This window comes from Chryseobacterium gallinarum, assembly GCF_001021975.1.
Classification (GTDB): Bacteria; Bacteroidota; Bacteroidia; order Flavobacteriales; family Weeksellaceae; genus Chryseobacterium; species Chryseobacterium gallinarum.
In genome coordinates, this window is record NZ_CP009928.1 from 512,804 (window position 1) to 526,807 (window position 14,004).

The window sequence follows — 14,004 nt, forward strand, 5'->3', positions numbered from 1 at the left end:
AAATTTTAAACTTTATCTAAAGGTTCGGTTAACTGTCCTTCCCATTTGGAAACGGCAGAAGTTGCCAATGTATTTCCCAACACGTTGGTCATACTTCTTCCCATATCGCAGAAATGGTCAATCGGTAAGATCAGGGCAATTCCTTCCGGTGGAATTCCGAACATGGAACATGTGGCTACAATGATTACCAGTGATGCTCTCGGAACTCCTGCAATTCCTTTTGAGGTAAGCATTAACACCAGAAGCATGGTGATCTGCTGCCCAAGGGTCATTTCAATTCCATAGATCTGAGCTATAAAGATCGAAGCAAACGTCATATACATCATACTTCCATCCAGGTTAAAGGAATATCCCAAAGGCAGAATAAATGATACTACCCTGCTGTTACATCCGAATTTTTCTAGCTCTTCCACCAATTTCGGGAATACGGCTTCTGAGCTGGTGGTAGAGAAAGCGATCAATAAAGGCTCTTTGATTCTCTTTAACAGATCAAAAAGACGGTTTCCTAAAATAAAATATCCTACTATTAAAAGAACCACCCAGAGTACTCCTATGGCAAAGAAAAAATCTCTTAAATAAATGGCATAGACTTTAAAGATTTCAAAACCATTGGTCGCCACCACGGCTGCAATAGCTCCCAATACCCCAAATGGGGCAAACCACATGATGTATCCCACCATTTTAAGAATAGCATGGGCGATGATATCAAAAAGTTTTACCACAGGCTGGGCATATTCTTCTCCTAAATTGGCTAATGCTACACCGAACATAATGGCAAATACGACAATTTGCAGTACCTCATTGGTTGCAAAGGCTTCAAATAAACTTTTTGGAATCATATGCTTTACAAAGTCTTCCAGGGAAAAACTTTTACTGCTTTTAAGCAATTCATCAGCAGAGGCAACATCCTGAATCGGTAATTTGGTAACATGCCCCGGTTCCAGCCAGTTCACAAGGATCAACCCGATAAAAAGGGAAATCAAAGAAGCTGAAATAAACCAAAGCATCGCTTTTGTACCCACTCTTCCGATCATTTTGATATCACTCATTTTGGCAATTCCCACCACCAAAGTAGTAAAAACCAAAGGGGCAATAATCATCTGTACCAATCTGATGAAAACAGTTCCCAGCAATTTTATATTCTTGGAGAAGGGTTCGGCACTTTCCGGATATTTCACGTGTACAATCCCTCCGATTCCTACTCCCAGGATAAGAGCAATGATAATTGCTATAAAAAGTTTATTTTGTCCTTTCATATATATAGTTCAATTTGCGCAAATATAATGGTTTTTCAATTGGCAGGAGATTTTCCTTCAAATCAGATGAATAGTATATTAAGTTTCTGAAACATAAAAATTAAATCCCTGGTTTAGAAAATATTGTAAAAAAATTAAGAAACATTTATTGAATTTTTATTCCTTTGGTACAAATTTTATTATTACATTTGATTGTATAACAACATTAATAAATATACAATATGAAAAAAACTATCGCAATGGCTGCATTAGCTGTAGCTGTATCTTTCGGGGCAGTTTCTTGTAAAAAGAAAGTTTCTGATGCCGATCTTCAGACTCAGGCTACAACTGTAGTAACTTCTAATCCCAATGCTTCTGTTGAAGTAAAAGAAGGTGTAGCACACTTAAGCGGAACTTTCGCAGATCAACAGTCTAAGGATGCGATGATTGCTAAATTAAAAGCGATCAACGGAGTAAAAGATGTAATGGATATGTCGACTATTGCTGCAGCTCCTGCCCCAGTTGAGACTACTTCTGCTGTAGATCCTGCAGTTCAGAAAAAAGTTCAGGATGCTGTAAAAGATTTCCCTTCTGTAAAAGTAGAAGTAGTAAACGGACAGCTTACGCTTACAGGAAATGTTTCAGGTCAGCAGGCCAGAAAAATCAAAGAATCTGTAGATGCTTTGAAAATCGGGAAGTATAACAATAACCTAATTGTAAAATAATTTAAAATGAGCGAATTACAAGATAAATATTCAAGTGTGGTTTCTGCAGCACAATCTGCAGGAATTTCAAATCTTCAGGTTCAGGAGCAGGACGGAATTCTTTACGTTTCCGGAAATGCTTCCAATACTGCGGCTAAAGATGCTGTATGGAATGCTTTAGGAGCTATCGATTCTACATATTCTGCTTCAGATATCAACATTGATGTACAGGTAGCAGGTCTTGCTTCAGGCGCTTCTTTAACAGTAGCTACTGATGAGTCTAACCTGAATATCAGACAAGAGCCTTCCACTGAAGCTGCCGTTGTAGGTAAAGCAGCAAAAGGGTCTTCTGTAACCTTAATTGAACAGACATCTGATGACTGGTGGAAAGTAAAAACTGCTGACGGTCAGGAAGGATATGCTTATTCAAGATATTTGAGAGCATAATTCAATAAAAAAGCATTTTTTTTAAAATATTTTTATATAAACATCCCTATTTGGGGATGTTTTTTATATTTTTAGCCTTTTGAAAAAAGATTCAATGAAGAAATTCTTAGCACTCCTGGTATTGCTTTTCAATGTCCTGATCATACATGCTCAAAAATTATATATCGACGGAAAAGTTTCTGACTTTGAAAAAAAGCCAGTAGAAAATGCTACGGTATATCTGCTGAAGGAGAAAGATTCATCTATTATCAACTATACTGCAACCAATAAAGAAGGCAAATTTTCGCTAAAAATTGATGAAGTAAAGGAACCTTCCATTCTTAAAATTGATGCTGAAAAATTATCTTCCTATTCTAAAAAATTTGAAAAGATCAGCCAGCAATTGTCTTTAGGAGATATTGAACTGGATAAAAAAAACAGGGTGACTACTATTGATGAAGTAAAAATCACCGTATCACCGGTAAAAATAAAGAAAGACACCATAGAATTTAATGCCTCGTCCATTAAGGTACGTCCTGACAGCAAAATTGAAGAGCTTCTGAAACAGATCCCGGGTGTGGAAATCAACAATGACGGGAAAATAACCGTCAATGGAAAAGATGTGGACCAGATTATGATCAACGGCAAACCATTCTTTGACAAAGACGGGAAAATTGCTTTACAAAATCTTCCTGCAGATATTATCAAAAATATTCAGTTTACAACAACCAAAACAAAGGAAGAAGAACTTAGCGGAAAAACTCCAAAATCTCAAAAAACCACCATTAATTTCAATATTGATGAAAAGAAAAACAAGGGATTGCTTTCAAGACTTACTGTTGGCTATGGTTCAGATAAACGTTATGAAGCCAGCGGACTGGTCAGCTATTTCAAGGGAGATACCAAAATAAGCCTTCTGGCTTCTTCCAATAATATCAACTCACAGGGTTTTTCCCGGGATGAAGTTTTTGACAGTATGGGAAGCGGCAGGAATTCATGGATGATGCAGGGAGGCTCATCTTCCGGAGGACAGGGAGGAGGCACAAAAGGGATTCAAACGTCTTCCACCGTAGGTTTGAATTACAGTGATAAATTAGGAAAAGATGCCGATCTTGATTCCTTCAGCCTGATGTTTTCCGATTCCGATTCGGAAACACAATCAAAGGTCTCAAGAACGACCCTTCTTCCTGAATATTCTCTTCAGACCAGATCTGAAAATAATGGAAAAAGTGAATCCAAACAATATAATTTTGATACTTCAGCAAGGATTAAGCTGGATTCTTTAACCAATATTTATGTTTCCCCGAGATTTACCAAATCAAGCAGTTTTAACAGTAATGTTTCACAGTCTTCTACATTAAGAGACAACATCCTTGTAAACGAGAGCAATTCCTACTCAAATAATCAGTCGGAAAACAATTCATTTACTCCTTCTATTTATTTTACCCGAAGATTCAGGAAGAAAGGCCGTGTTGTTTCTGCTAATATCAACAGTTCTATTGCTGAGTCTCAAAGAAATAATTTAAATCAATCCCAGAATACATTTTATCAGAATTCGGGAAATACGATGGATAACCGGGACCAGTTGACGAAAAATAAAAGCCAGAATAATAATTTCAATTTCAGTGCAGATTACACAGAGCCTGTTTCTGATTCAGCGACCATAAGTCTTCAATTAAAATACGGAACGCGATCATCACATGATTTGAGAGATGTTAATGATTTTGATGATGCAACGGGCCAATACTCAAAGTATAACCAGCTGCTTTCGAATAACATGAAACAAAGGATCAATCAGGTTACTCCTGAACTTACCTTCCAGGTCAGCAAAACAAAATTTAATTTCTGGGCTTCCATGAATCTGGATATTACAGATATGAAAGTAAATTCCATTTTCAACGGACAGCAATATAATCTTCAGAAAAATTTTGCCTTACCCGGATATAACATCAATATTTACTATCAGCTGGCAGAAGGTAAAAATATAAGCCTGTATAATTATTCCAATTTTACAATCCCCGGCGCGGAACAATTAACACCTTATAAAGATGAATCTAATCCGTTGATCACCTATACCGGAAATCCGGATTTGAAGAATACATGGACCAACAGTATGTATTTGTATTTCAACAATTTCAATAAAATCAAAAATATCAATTATTATATCAATATTGGTTTTACTTATCGAAATAATGATATTATCAACTATACCAAATATGACGACGCCGGAAAGCAGATTGTTACCTATGACAATGTAAGTGGAAATAAAAATTTCAATGCCGGTGGTGGTTTCAGCAAAACTTTTAAATGGAAACAAAATAAACTGACCATTAGCCCGAGATTCAATATGACGTATGCTTACAATAATGGTTTTATCAACGGACAGTCATTCACAAGCAACTCCTATAATCTTAACCCCGGATTAAATCTTATTTATGAAATCAGGGATAAAATGACCATTAAACCGTCGTACCGCCTTGGATACAGCTTTTCCAATTATACCAACTATAGTATTGACAAGATCAATACGGCAAACCAGTCGTTAAAGCTTGAATTAACCAATTACCTGTTCCAAGGCAGATTTGTATTAGGTAATGATTTTGAATACAATACCAGCTCCAATATTGCTCCCGGTTTCAAAAAGGATTTTTATTTCTGGAATACCAGTCTGGGCTATTCTTTCTTCAAAAAACAATTTACTGCAAAGGTGAAAATTTATGATGTACTGAATCAAAACCAGAGTGTAAGAAGAACAATTACAGACTCCTATTTTGAAGACCGTGAAGATCTCATCCTGAGACGGTATATTATGTTTTCACTTAGCATGAAGCTGAATAAATTTGCCGGCAAAAAAATGTAAACACCATACTTTTATATATTTTTAGATATGGCCGGGAATTTCCCCGGCTATTTTACTATCATTCTAAGCAAATGTTTTTTTAACCACAAAAGATTTAAACACTTAAGTTATTTTTAAGTTACTCTAACTATTTGATAAGTATACAAAAGTTCTCTGAAAACCTGAACTTTTTTAGCCAAATAAGTTGCTAAACTATGTTTATCCGATAGAAATTCAATCATATTCTCTTTTTAAAAGAAGATTCATATGGTAAACTACGAAAAGAGTATTTTTATTTTTAAATTAGCCGTAAATTTTATTTATGAAAACCCATATTTCAGTTTTATTTATTCTATTTTTCTTTTTCGGGAGAGCCCAAAATACCGAGCAAAAGGATAATTTTGTTAAAGATAATTTTACTAAAAAAGAATTTTATATCCCAATGCGGGATGGCGTTAAGCTTTTCACAGCAGTTTATATTCCAAAAGATATTTCCAATAAAAATAAATATCCTTTCCTGATGCAGAGAACCTGCTACAGCATTGCTCCTTATGGTGAAAATGAATATAAGACGAAAATAGGACCTAACCCCTATCTGATGAAGGACAAATATATTTTTGTATATCAGGATGTACGGGGAAGGTATATGAGTGAAGGAACTTTTACCAATATGACCCCGCAGGTGGAGCACAAAACAAAAAAAGATGTGGACGAAAGTACAGATACTTATGACACCATCGAATGGTTATTGAAAAACATCAAAGATAACAATGGTAAGGTAGGCCAGTTTGGTACTTCTTATCCTGGTTTTTATACTGCTGTAGGAACATTGGCACAGCATCCTGCACTTGTCGCCTCTTCTCCCCAGGCACCCATTTCTGATTTCTGGAATGATGATTTTCTGCACAATGGAAGATTTATGCTGGGGTATTTCAGAACATTTCCTGTTTTTGGCGTTCAAAAAACCAAACCGGAAAACAAAGCGTGGTATATGGATTCTTTCATTAAACAAACTTCTGAAGACGGTTTGAAGTTCTACAGGGAGCTTGGTACCTTAAAGGATGGCTATGAAAAATATTACAAAAATAATTTCTTTATGACGGAAATTATGAATCATACTAACTATGATGAATTCTGGCAAAAAAGAGGCCTTCTTCCACATCTTAAAAATATTAATCATGCTGTAATGACTGTAGGAGGCTGGTTTGATGCTGAAGACCTTTCCGGCCCTTTAAATATTTATAAAACGATTGAAAAAACCAGCCCTAAAGCAAAAAATACTATTGTAATGGGCCCTTTCTCTCATGGCGGATGGTCTCAGGAACAAGGGAAACATTTCCACAGTGAGACGTATTTCGGAGACAGTATCGCGACCTATTATCAGAAAAACGTAGAAACAAAGTTCTTTACCCATTATCTGAAGGGAAATACCAAAGAAGATGCCGGGCTTCCTGAAGCTTTGATGTATGATACCGGAGCTAAGGTATGGAAAGAATTTGCTTCTTATCCTCCTAAAAATACTCAGAAAATCAATTTTTATTTATCGGATAAAACATTAAAAAAGACTGCGGGGCAAGGGTATTCCGAATATTACAGTGATCCCGGAAATCCGGTTCTGAGTTCGGATCATCTTAAAGATTTTAATGGTTTCACTCCCAGAAACTATATGTCAGAAGATCAGCGATTTGCTGTGGGAAGACCTGATGTATTAACATTTACCACGGATGTTCTGACAGAAGATATTACGTTTGCCGGAGAAATCATGGCAAAACTGAATATCGCATCCTCTTCTACCGATGCTGACTTCGCAGTGAAGCTTATTGATGTTTACCCTGAAGATTTTAAACCTATTGAAAAGAAAGAAGGTGTTATTTACGGAAATTATCATCAGATGGTAAGAAGTGAAATTATGCCTGCTAGATTCAGAAATACCAGAGAGAAAGGAGAAGCACTAATTCCTGACCAGAAAACGGCAGTAAACTTCAGGCTATAGGATGTAGTTCATACTTTCAAAAAAGGACATAAAATCCAGATCCAGATCAGCAGCACATGGTTCCCGTTATTTGCTGTTAACCCACAAAAGTTTTTGGAAAATCCAAATTTCGCTTCCAAGGAAGATTATACTAAAGCATTTATTAAAGTGTATGGTGACAGTTCTATTGAAGCTGATATCTTAAAATAAATTGAAAAGCTGTTCAAAAGAACAGCTTTTTTGTTTTTATCTCTCGTTGATTTAACAGGTAACGCAGCCTTGTCAATGTTTTTATTTATACTCTCGCGGATTGAGCAGATTTTGCAGATGATTGCGTTAAACATCTGCGTGATTTGTGTAATCTGCGAGAATTTTTATTCTTTAAATAAAGAAGAGTATTTCCCGCAGATGGCACAGATTTTCACAGTTGACTGCGTTAGAATCTGCGTGATTTGCATAATCTGCGAGAGTCTTTATTCTTCAATTGTTCTGAAAGTAAGGTTCACTCTTGGAGTTTTCACTTTGGTTGTTGGTGGAAGTCTGTGAAGCCAGTTGTCCTGGGTAGCTCCTTTCATAATAAGTAAACTACCATTTTCAAGGAATACTTCAACCTTCTCTTTTGTTGTTTTATGCTTGAATAAGAATTTTCTTTCTGCTCCAAAGGAGAGAGAAGCAATGGCGCCGTGCTTTTTCAGATCAGTTTCTCCATCACTGTGATAAGCCATTCCCTCACTTCCATCGTGGTATAAATTAAGCAGGCAGGAGTTGTAAGTTTCACCTGAAACTTCTTCACATTTTTTCTTTAACTCCAATAATTCCGGAGTCCATAATTTTGCATACTTTGTCCGTTTTGAATACGTATATTCAAATGGCTTTTCTCCGAACCAGGCTACCTTTCTCCTGGTCAGTATTAATTTTCCAAAAATGACAGCCTCATCATTTTCCCATGGAATATGATTGAACAGGTAATCATAATAGATATCAGACTCTTCTTTTGAGAAGATTTTGCCATAGTACAACACCATCCCGTCATGCGGAAGAAGGCTTAAAGGATACTCTGGTATTTCATCAAACAGACTCAGCATTGTTTTTGTTTTGAGTATTACAAATTACGTAATGTTTTTGGAAAGGTCTGAAATTATAATAAGACCACCCGGCAAAAAGATTCCGCCATCCCAAGGGATTTTTCCTATTTAATAAAATAATTGAAAACCATAGATTTTCAGAAAATTTTTGTGTACTTCTAAAACAGTTAGCAATTGCTAAAAATAACTTAAGTGTTATAATTCTTTGTGATTTTATGATTAAAAAAATACCTTAAGAGTAAACCTGTGAACTTTCCCAGCCCACAATCATCTGCTTTCTGTCATTACCCCACCGGTATCCGCCAAGATGTCCTGTAGACTGAATGACACGGTGACAAGGAATAAGAAAGGCTACGGGATTGCTTCCAATGGCAGTTCCTACGGCTCTTGACGCTTTCGGACTTCCTATCTTTTCTGCCAGGTTACCATAGGTGGATAGTTTTCCCATAGGAATCTTTAATAAGCTTTCCCATACCTTAAGCTGAAAATCAGTACCTTTTAAGTGAAGTTTGATGGTATTGAGCTTTGTCCAGTCCTTATTGAATATAGACAATGCGTTTTGCTGAAGAGCATCTTGTTTCTCTGAAAAAGATGCATTAGGGAATTTACCTTTAAGATTCCCTAATGCTCTATTTTTATCGTCTTCAAAAGCCATATAGCAGATTCCTTTTTCGGTAGAGGCTACCAATAGAGTTCCAAAAGGACTTTCGGAGAAGCTGTAATGAATGCTGAGGCTTTTTCCACCGTTTTTATATTCCGCCGGAGACATTCCTTCTATTTTTACAAACAGATCATGTAATCTGCTGGTACTGGAAAGTCCTGTCTCATAAGCGGTATCAAAAATACTTGCTTTTTCTTCCTTCAATAAATTTTTAGCATGTTCAAGACTGATGAACTGTAAAAATTTTTTCGGACTTGTTCCTGCCCAATCTGTGAAAATCTTCTGAAAATGGGCGGGACTCAAGTGAATATTCTCTGCCACTTCTTCCAAACTTGGCTGAAGCCTGAAATTGCTCCGGATATATTCTATCGCTTTGGCAATCCTGTTATAATCTATTTGATTTTGTGTGGACATTTTACTTTTGTTTTACCTCACAAATTTCCAAAGAATATACGGCAGAAAAAATCCGATTCTTGCGGAATCTTAGTTGTTGTTATAAATATGGTTATAGGCAAGCATTTTATAATATAGCTTAGCCGCAAGGAAAGCGGTAGGTTTTGCCATTGGCGAATCCATCAGCTCTACAATGTCGAATGCTACTACATTACATTTTTCAAATACTTTTCTTAATAATTCCAGAGTAGAATACCATTGTAATCCTCCCGGTTCAGGAGTTCCTGTAGATGGAGCAATAGCAGGGTCAAAAGCATCCAGGTCAATCGTGATATAAACATTTCCTGAAACTTTTTCCAACACATCATTCACCCAGTTTTCATTATTCGCAATTTCATGGGCAAAAAACACTCTTCCTTCCGGAAGATATTGGGCTTCTTCAGCATCCATAGAACGAATTCCCACCTGTACCAGGTTGTGTTTCTGATTGGCTTCAAAAACAGCACAAGCATGATTAGAAGTAGAACCATGGAACTCAGGACGTAAATCTGTGTGAGCATCTAACTGAAGAACGGTAAGGTTTTCAAACTTTTCCCCTACTGCACGAATAGAACCAATAGAAACAGAATGTTCTCCTCCAAATAAGGTAAACACCTTTCCTTCATTTTCCAAGAGCTCCTTTGTTTTTTGATAAACAGCTTCTGTCATTGCTTCCGGACTTGAGTCTTCAGTAATTTCTCCTGCCAGGTATACTCCGTCAAGATAGGGTTCTGTTTGCGTTTCAATGTCATAAAGCTCCATATTTTCAGAAGCGTCAAGGAATAATTCAGGGCCTTTATCAGCTCCTTTTCCCCATGTTGAAGTTCCATCGTAAGGAACTGTCAGCAACATTACTTTTGAATTCTCCAACGTTGCGTTTTCTTCTGGAATTCCTGCGTATGTTCTCATGCTTTATTTTAATATTTTTAATATTGTAATTGACAGCAAAGATACGAAGAGTTTACGAGTTGGAGAGAAAGAGTGTGGAGAGTTTGTGAATGATATATATATGTTAGGAAGCTGGAGGCTGGAAGAAGGAAGTCATAAAGAGCAAAAAAACAATTTGAATTCAATTTTATCAGCATTTTTCAATTTATTTATCATAGTTACAGTAAAACTTATTCTACCATAACTTCCAGCTTCCCTCTTCTGGCTTCCAGCTTTATTAGACTTCATTTCCTATCTAAAACCAAACAATTATAAACCGACCTTCCCTAACGGTCTATTCACTTTCCTCTTTCAACTCAAATTCCTATTTTTGTGAAAAACTTAGAATATGTCTTTAAAAGCTGTTCTTTTCGATATGGATGGAGTTATTGTAGACACAGAACCATTGCATAGAAAAGCTTATTTCAAAACGTTTGATGAATTGGAAATTACAGTTTCCGAAGATTTATACGCTTCTTTTACAGGTGCTTCTACTAAAAGAGTTTGTGAAACATTAATTCAGCAATATAATCTAAGCCATACCTATGAGGCCATTGCTGATATCAAAAGAGCTCATTTCAAAGATTATTTCTATAATGACGATGAGTTTGATTTAATTCCGGGGGTCAGAAAACTGATTGAACATTATCATGAAAACGGGATAAAGCTGGTACTTGCCTCTTCAGCCACCATGACGACAATCAATATGGTCTTTGAGAAGTTCGGACTGGAGAAATATTTCAGCGGAAAAATCAGTGGTGCTGATTTGAAAGAATCCAAGCCTCACCCTGAAGTTTTCCTTCTGGCCGCAGAACTGGCTGGTGAAGCTCCTGAAAGCTGTATGGTCATCGAAGATTCCACCAATGGAATTCTTGCTGCCCACAGAGCCAGGATTTTCTGTGCTGCATACAGAAGTCCACATTCCAAAAATCAGGATTATACACTCGCGGATACGGTTGTGATGGATTATGAAGAATTAGTATTGGACAAGATTTCAAAATATTTTTAAATAAAGAAGCTCTCAGAATCTGAGAGCTTTTGTTTTGTATAAGTTTTGGCTAAAGCCAATCGAATTTTTAATTTTTAATTAAACGGGCTAAGCCCGTTCTTACTGATTACAGGATTATTTATACCCAAGAAGCTTCAATACATCTTCCGGTTCTTGTTTTTCACGGAAAATTTCATACTGAAGCTCACCGTTCTCATCCTTCTGGATCAGGATGTGTCTTGGCTGAGGCATAAGGCAATGATGTACCCCACCATAACCACCGATTGTTTCCTGATATGCACCCGTGTGGAAGAATCCGATGTACAAAGGCTTGGTATCACTGAAAACCGGCAGATAGATTGCGTTGGTATGCTGTTCAGAGTTATAATAATCGTCCGAATCGCATGTGAGACCACCTAAAAATACCCGTTCATAGGTATCTTCCCAACGGTTCAGCGGAAGCATGATAAAATGCCTTGATATGGCCCACGTATCAGGAAGAGTCGTCATGAAAGAAGAGTCGATCATATTCCACTTTTCTCTGTCATTCTGGCGTTTCTGAGAAATAATTTTATACAGGTTGGCTCCGCTCTCTCCTACGGTAAAGCTTCCGAATTCCGTATAGATATTAGGTTCTTCTACTCCTTCTTCTTCACAGAACTTCTTGATTTGGGAAACGATCTCTTCTACCATGTACTGATAATCGTAATCGAAGTTCAAAGAGGTTTTGATTGGGAAACCACCCCCGATGTTCAGAGAATCCACTTCAGGAGCAATTTTTTTCAGACGCGCATATACACGAAGACATTTATACAATTCGTTCCAGTAATATGCCGTATCCTTAATTCCTGTATTGATAAAGAAATGAAGCATTTTCAACCTTGCATTCGGATGTTCTGCAATTTTCTGGCTGTAATAAGGAATAATATCTTTATATCCGATCCCTAATCTTGAGGTATAGAATTCAAACTTCGGCTCTTCCTCTGATGCAATTCTGATTCCTATATCAAAAGTAGAATCAATACTTTCTGTAAGCTTATCCAGCTCTCTGTAATTATCAAGAATCGGGGTAATATTTTCAAATCCGTTATTGATCATATCTGAAATTTTAGCCAGATAATCATCGGTTTTAAAACCATTACAGATCACTTCAATATTCTTATCTACCTTACCTTTTTCATAAAGGGATTTTACAATATCCATGTCATACGCAGATGATGTTTCTATGGAAATATCATTCTTCAGGGCTTCTTCCAATACGAAGTTAAAATGACTGGATTTTGTACAGTAGCAGTAGGTATAATTCTTTTTATATTCGGTTTTCTCAAAAGCTTCTTTAAACCAGCCTTTCGCTTTCTGAATATTTTGAGAAATTCTCGGCAGGTAGCTAATCTTTAGCGGAGTGCCAAATTGTTCAACAACATCCATCAAAGGAATGTCGTGAAACAACAAATTGTTCTCAGAAACATTAAATTCCTCTGTAGGAAAATATAATGTCTGATCAATAAGTTCCGAGTATTTTATTTTCATTTCTAAACAAGTGAATTAAGAAATGCAAAATTGCTAAAAAAGTTTCATTTTTAGGTGTTAAAATTATTATAATTTTAAATTAGCTCCTAATATTGAATCTTACAAAAATTTATCTCTGATAATCAATAGGTAAACTTTTGGATATATTCAGTTCTTTTGGCATCTGAAATACCCAATACCTTCTGGATATAAGCATCCGTAGAACCATATTTTTTATTGATTTCCCCAAAAGCAGCATCAAGATATCGTTTTTCCACCCAGCTCAGTTTTTCCAGTACCTGCAAATCCATTTTGGGATATAGAAAATGTAAGTTTCCGGCAAGGTGGAGTCTTTTCCGGACGAGATTCTTTCTGTAGTTATTGGATAAAAGATATTCGTTGTAAATTGTTTCTTCGTCAAACTTCAGAATGGCTAAAATCAGGGCTGTGATTATTCCTGTCCTGTCTTTTCCTGCCGTGCAGTGATACAATACCGGATGATCTGCTTCCAGGATCTCTGCAATAATTGTTTTTATGATTTCCGGATTTTCGGTTACGTACTCACGATAGAAATCCACCATTCTTTTATCCGCATCCGAAGCCTTAACCTTTCCCTTAAGTACCAGTTTTCTTGCCTGGGCAAGCTGATCTCCCCGATCTTCAAAGGCTGAGTATTTTTTATAAGTGATCCCATTTGGAAGATGATCCGGTTTTTCAAAAATCTCTTTTGAATTTCTTAAATCTATAATTTCAGCAATTCCCAGTTTTCCAAACTCATCAAAAGACTTCTTTTTAAGTTGATGAAGATGGGCACTTCTGTAGAGCATACCTTCTTTTAAAGCTCTCCCTTCCGTATTTTTAATATTGCCTACTGTACGGAAATTATAAACCTTTTTGATGTTAAGAACTTTTTCCGTTTCATTTTTACCATATTCCGGGGTTTCAAAATGCTGTGTTTTGCATGAGAATATACAGCATAGTGATATGCTGAGAACTGATATTTTGATTAATGTATTCAAAAGTTTTTGGGATTTAACACAAAAGGTACGAAAGTTTTTATAATAACACTTTAGTTTACTTAAGTAAGCTTAAAAGTACACTTAAGCAGGAAAAGATTTTCAGCAAACTTAAGTGTGCTTCTTATTTTAAGTTTTGGCTAAAGCCAATGGAATTTATTTTTTTATTGAACGGGCTAAAGCCCGTTTCTATTTGAATTACTTGTTGGG

At 36.3% G+C, this 14,004-nt stretch carries 10 protein-coding genes and 1 pseudogene; 5 read left to right on the forward strand and 6 right to left on the reverse strand.

From position 1 onward, the window contains the following. Positions 1–5 precede the first annotated feature (5 nt). A complete protein-coding gene (locus OK18_RS02355; protein WP_050019999.1) occupies positions 6–1,256 on the reverse strand; it encodes a dicarboxylate/amino acid:cation symporter in 1,251 nt (416 codons plus the stop codon). A gap of 221 nt (positions 1,257–1,477) precedes the next feature. Here OK18_RS02355 and OK18_RS02360 point away from each other — a divergent pair, with 221 nt between their 5' ends. The 4 genes and pseudogenes from OK18_RS02360 (at position 1,478) to OK18_RS02375 (ending at position 7,386) form a co-directional block, all read left to right on the forward strand. Beyond that, on the forward strand, positions 1,478–1,960 hold the full coding sequence (locus OK18_RS02360) for a BON domain-containing protein (protein ID WP_053326967.1): 483 nt from the start codon (positions 1,478–1,480) through the stop codon (positions 1,958–1,960). Between the two features lie 6 nt (positions 1,961–1,966). Further along, positions 1,967–2,386, forward strand: coding sequence for an SH3 domain-containing protein (locus OK18_RS02365; RefSeq protein ID WP_050019998.1), 420 nt, complete (start codon positions 1,967–1,969; stop codon positions 2,384–2,386). A 94-nt stretch (positions 2,387–2,480) separates the two neighbouring features. Then, complete coding sequence (locus tag OK18_RS02370) at positions 2,481–5,225, forward strand: TonB-dependent receptor (RefSeq protein WP_053326968.1); 2,745 nt, start codon at positions 2,481–2,483, stop codon at positions 5,223–5,225. Between the two features lie 301 nt (positions 5,226–5,526). Then, positions 5,527–7,386: pseudogene (locus OK18_RS02375) on the forward strand (CocE/NonD family hydrolase). Positions 7,387–7,649: 263 nt separating this feature from the next. Here OK18_RS02375 and OK18_RS02380 read toward each other — a convergent pair. The 3 genes from OK18_RS02380 to speB all read right to left on the reverse strand — a co-directional run bounded on the left by OK18_RS02380 (position 7,650) and on the right by speB (position 10,263). Next, entirely contained in the window at positions 7,650–8,261 is a 612-nt protein-coding gene (locus tag OK18_RS02380) for an alpha-ketoglutarate-dependent dioxygenase AlkB family protein (RefSeq protein WP_053326969.1), read from the reverse strand. 232 nt (positions 8,262–8,493) lie between these two features. Beyond that, entirely contained in the window at positions 8,494–9,336 is an 843-nt protein-coding gene (locus OK18_RS02385) for a bifunctional helix-turn-helix domain-containing protein/methylated-DNA--[protein]-cysteine S-methyltransferase (protein WP_050019995.1), read from the reverse strand. A 69-nt stretch (positions 9,337–9,405) separates the two neighbouring features. Next, positions 9,406–10,263: an agmatinase gene (speB, locus tag OK18_RS02390; protein ID WP_053326970.1), complete on the reverse strand. Its 858-nt coding sequence runs from the start codon at positions 10,261–10,263 to the stop codon at positions 9,406–9,408. Positions 10,264–10,630: 367 nt separating this feature from the next. Between speB and OK18_RS02400 the strand changes: the two genes are divergently transcribed. Next, entirely contained in the window at positions 10,631–11,290 is a 660-nt protein-coding gene (locus tag OK18_RS02400; protein ID WP_053326972.1) for an HAD family hydrolase, read from the forward strand. Between the two features lie 114 nt (positions 11,291–11,404). Here OK18_RS02400 and OK18_RS02405 read toward each other — a convergent pair whose 3' ends face one another. Next, positions 11,405–12,799 (reverse strand): type III PLP-dependent enzyme domain-containing protein, encoded by a 1,395-nt coding sequence (locus tag OK18_RS02405; RefSeq protein ID WP_050019993.1) that lies wholly within the window; start codon positions 12,797–12,799, stop codon positions 11,405–11,407. A 122-nt stretch (positions 12,800–12,921) separates the two neighbouring features. Then, the gene (locus OK18_RS02410) at positions 12,922–13,797 is read right to left on the reverse strand and encodes a tyrosine-protein phosphatase (RefSeq protein WP_053326973.1); all 876 of its coding nucleotides are present in this window, start codon (positions 13,795–13,797) and stop codon (positions 12,922–12,924) included. Positions 13,798–14,004: the final 207 nt, after the last annotated feature.

What these genes read in the sequence shown, in the direction of transcription:
- OK18_RS02385 (WP_050019995.1), bottom strand. Translation starts at nt 9,336, where the DNA reads ATGTCCACACAAAATCAAATAGATTATAACAGGATTGCCAAAGCGATA.
- OK18_RS02355 (WP_050019999.1), bottom strand. Translation starts at nt 1,256, where the DNA reads ATGAAAGGACAAAATAAACTTTTTATAGCAATTATCATTGCTCTTATC.
- OK18_RS02380 (WP_053326969.1), bottom strand. Translation starts at nt 8,261, where the DNA reads ATGCTGAGTCTGTTTGATGAAATACCAGAGTATCCTTTAAGCCTTCTT.
- OK18_RS02365 (WP_050019998.1), top strand. Translation starts at nt 1,967, where the DNA reads ATGAGCGAATTACAAGATAAATATTCAAGTGTGGTTTCTGCAGCACAA.
- speB (WP_053326970.1), bottom strand. Translation starts at nt 10,263, where the DNA reads ATGAGAACATACGCAGGAATTCCAGAAGAAAACGCAACGTTGGAGAAT.
- OK18_RS02360 (WP_053326967.1), top strand. Translation starts at nt 1,478, where the DNA reads ATGAAAAAAACTATCGCAATGGCTGCATTAGCTGTAGCTGTATCTTTC.
- OK18_RS02370 (WP_053326968.1), top strand. Translation starts at nt 2,481, where the DNA reads ATGAAGAAATTCTTAGCACTCCTGGTATTGCTTTTCAATGTCCTGATC.
- OK18_RS02400 (WP_053326972.1), top strand. Translation starts at nt 10,631, where the DNA reads ATGTCTTTAAAAGCTGTTCTTTTCGATATGGATGGAGTTATTGTAGAC.
- OK18_RS02405 (WP_050019993.1), bottom strand. Translation starts at nt 12,799, where the DNA reads ATGAAAATAAAATACTCGGAACTTATTGATCAGACATTATATTTTCCT.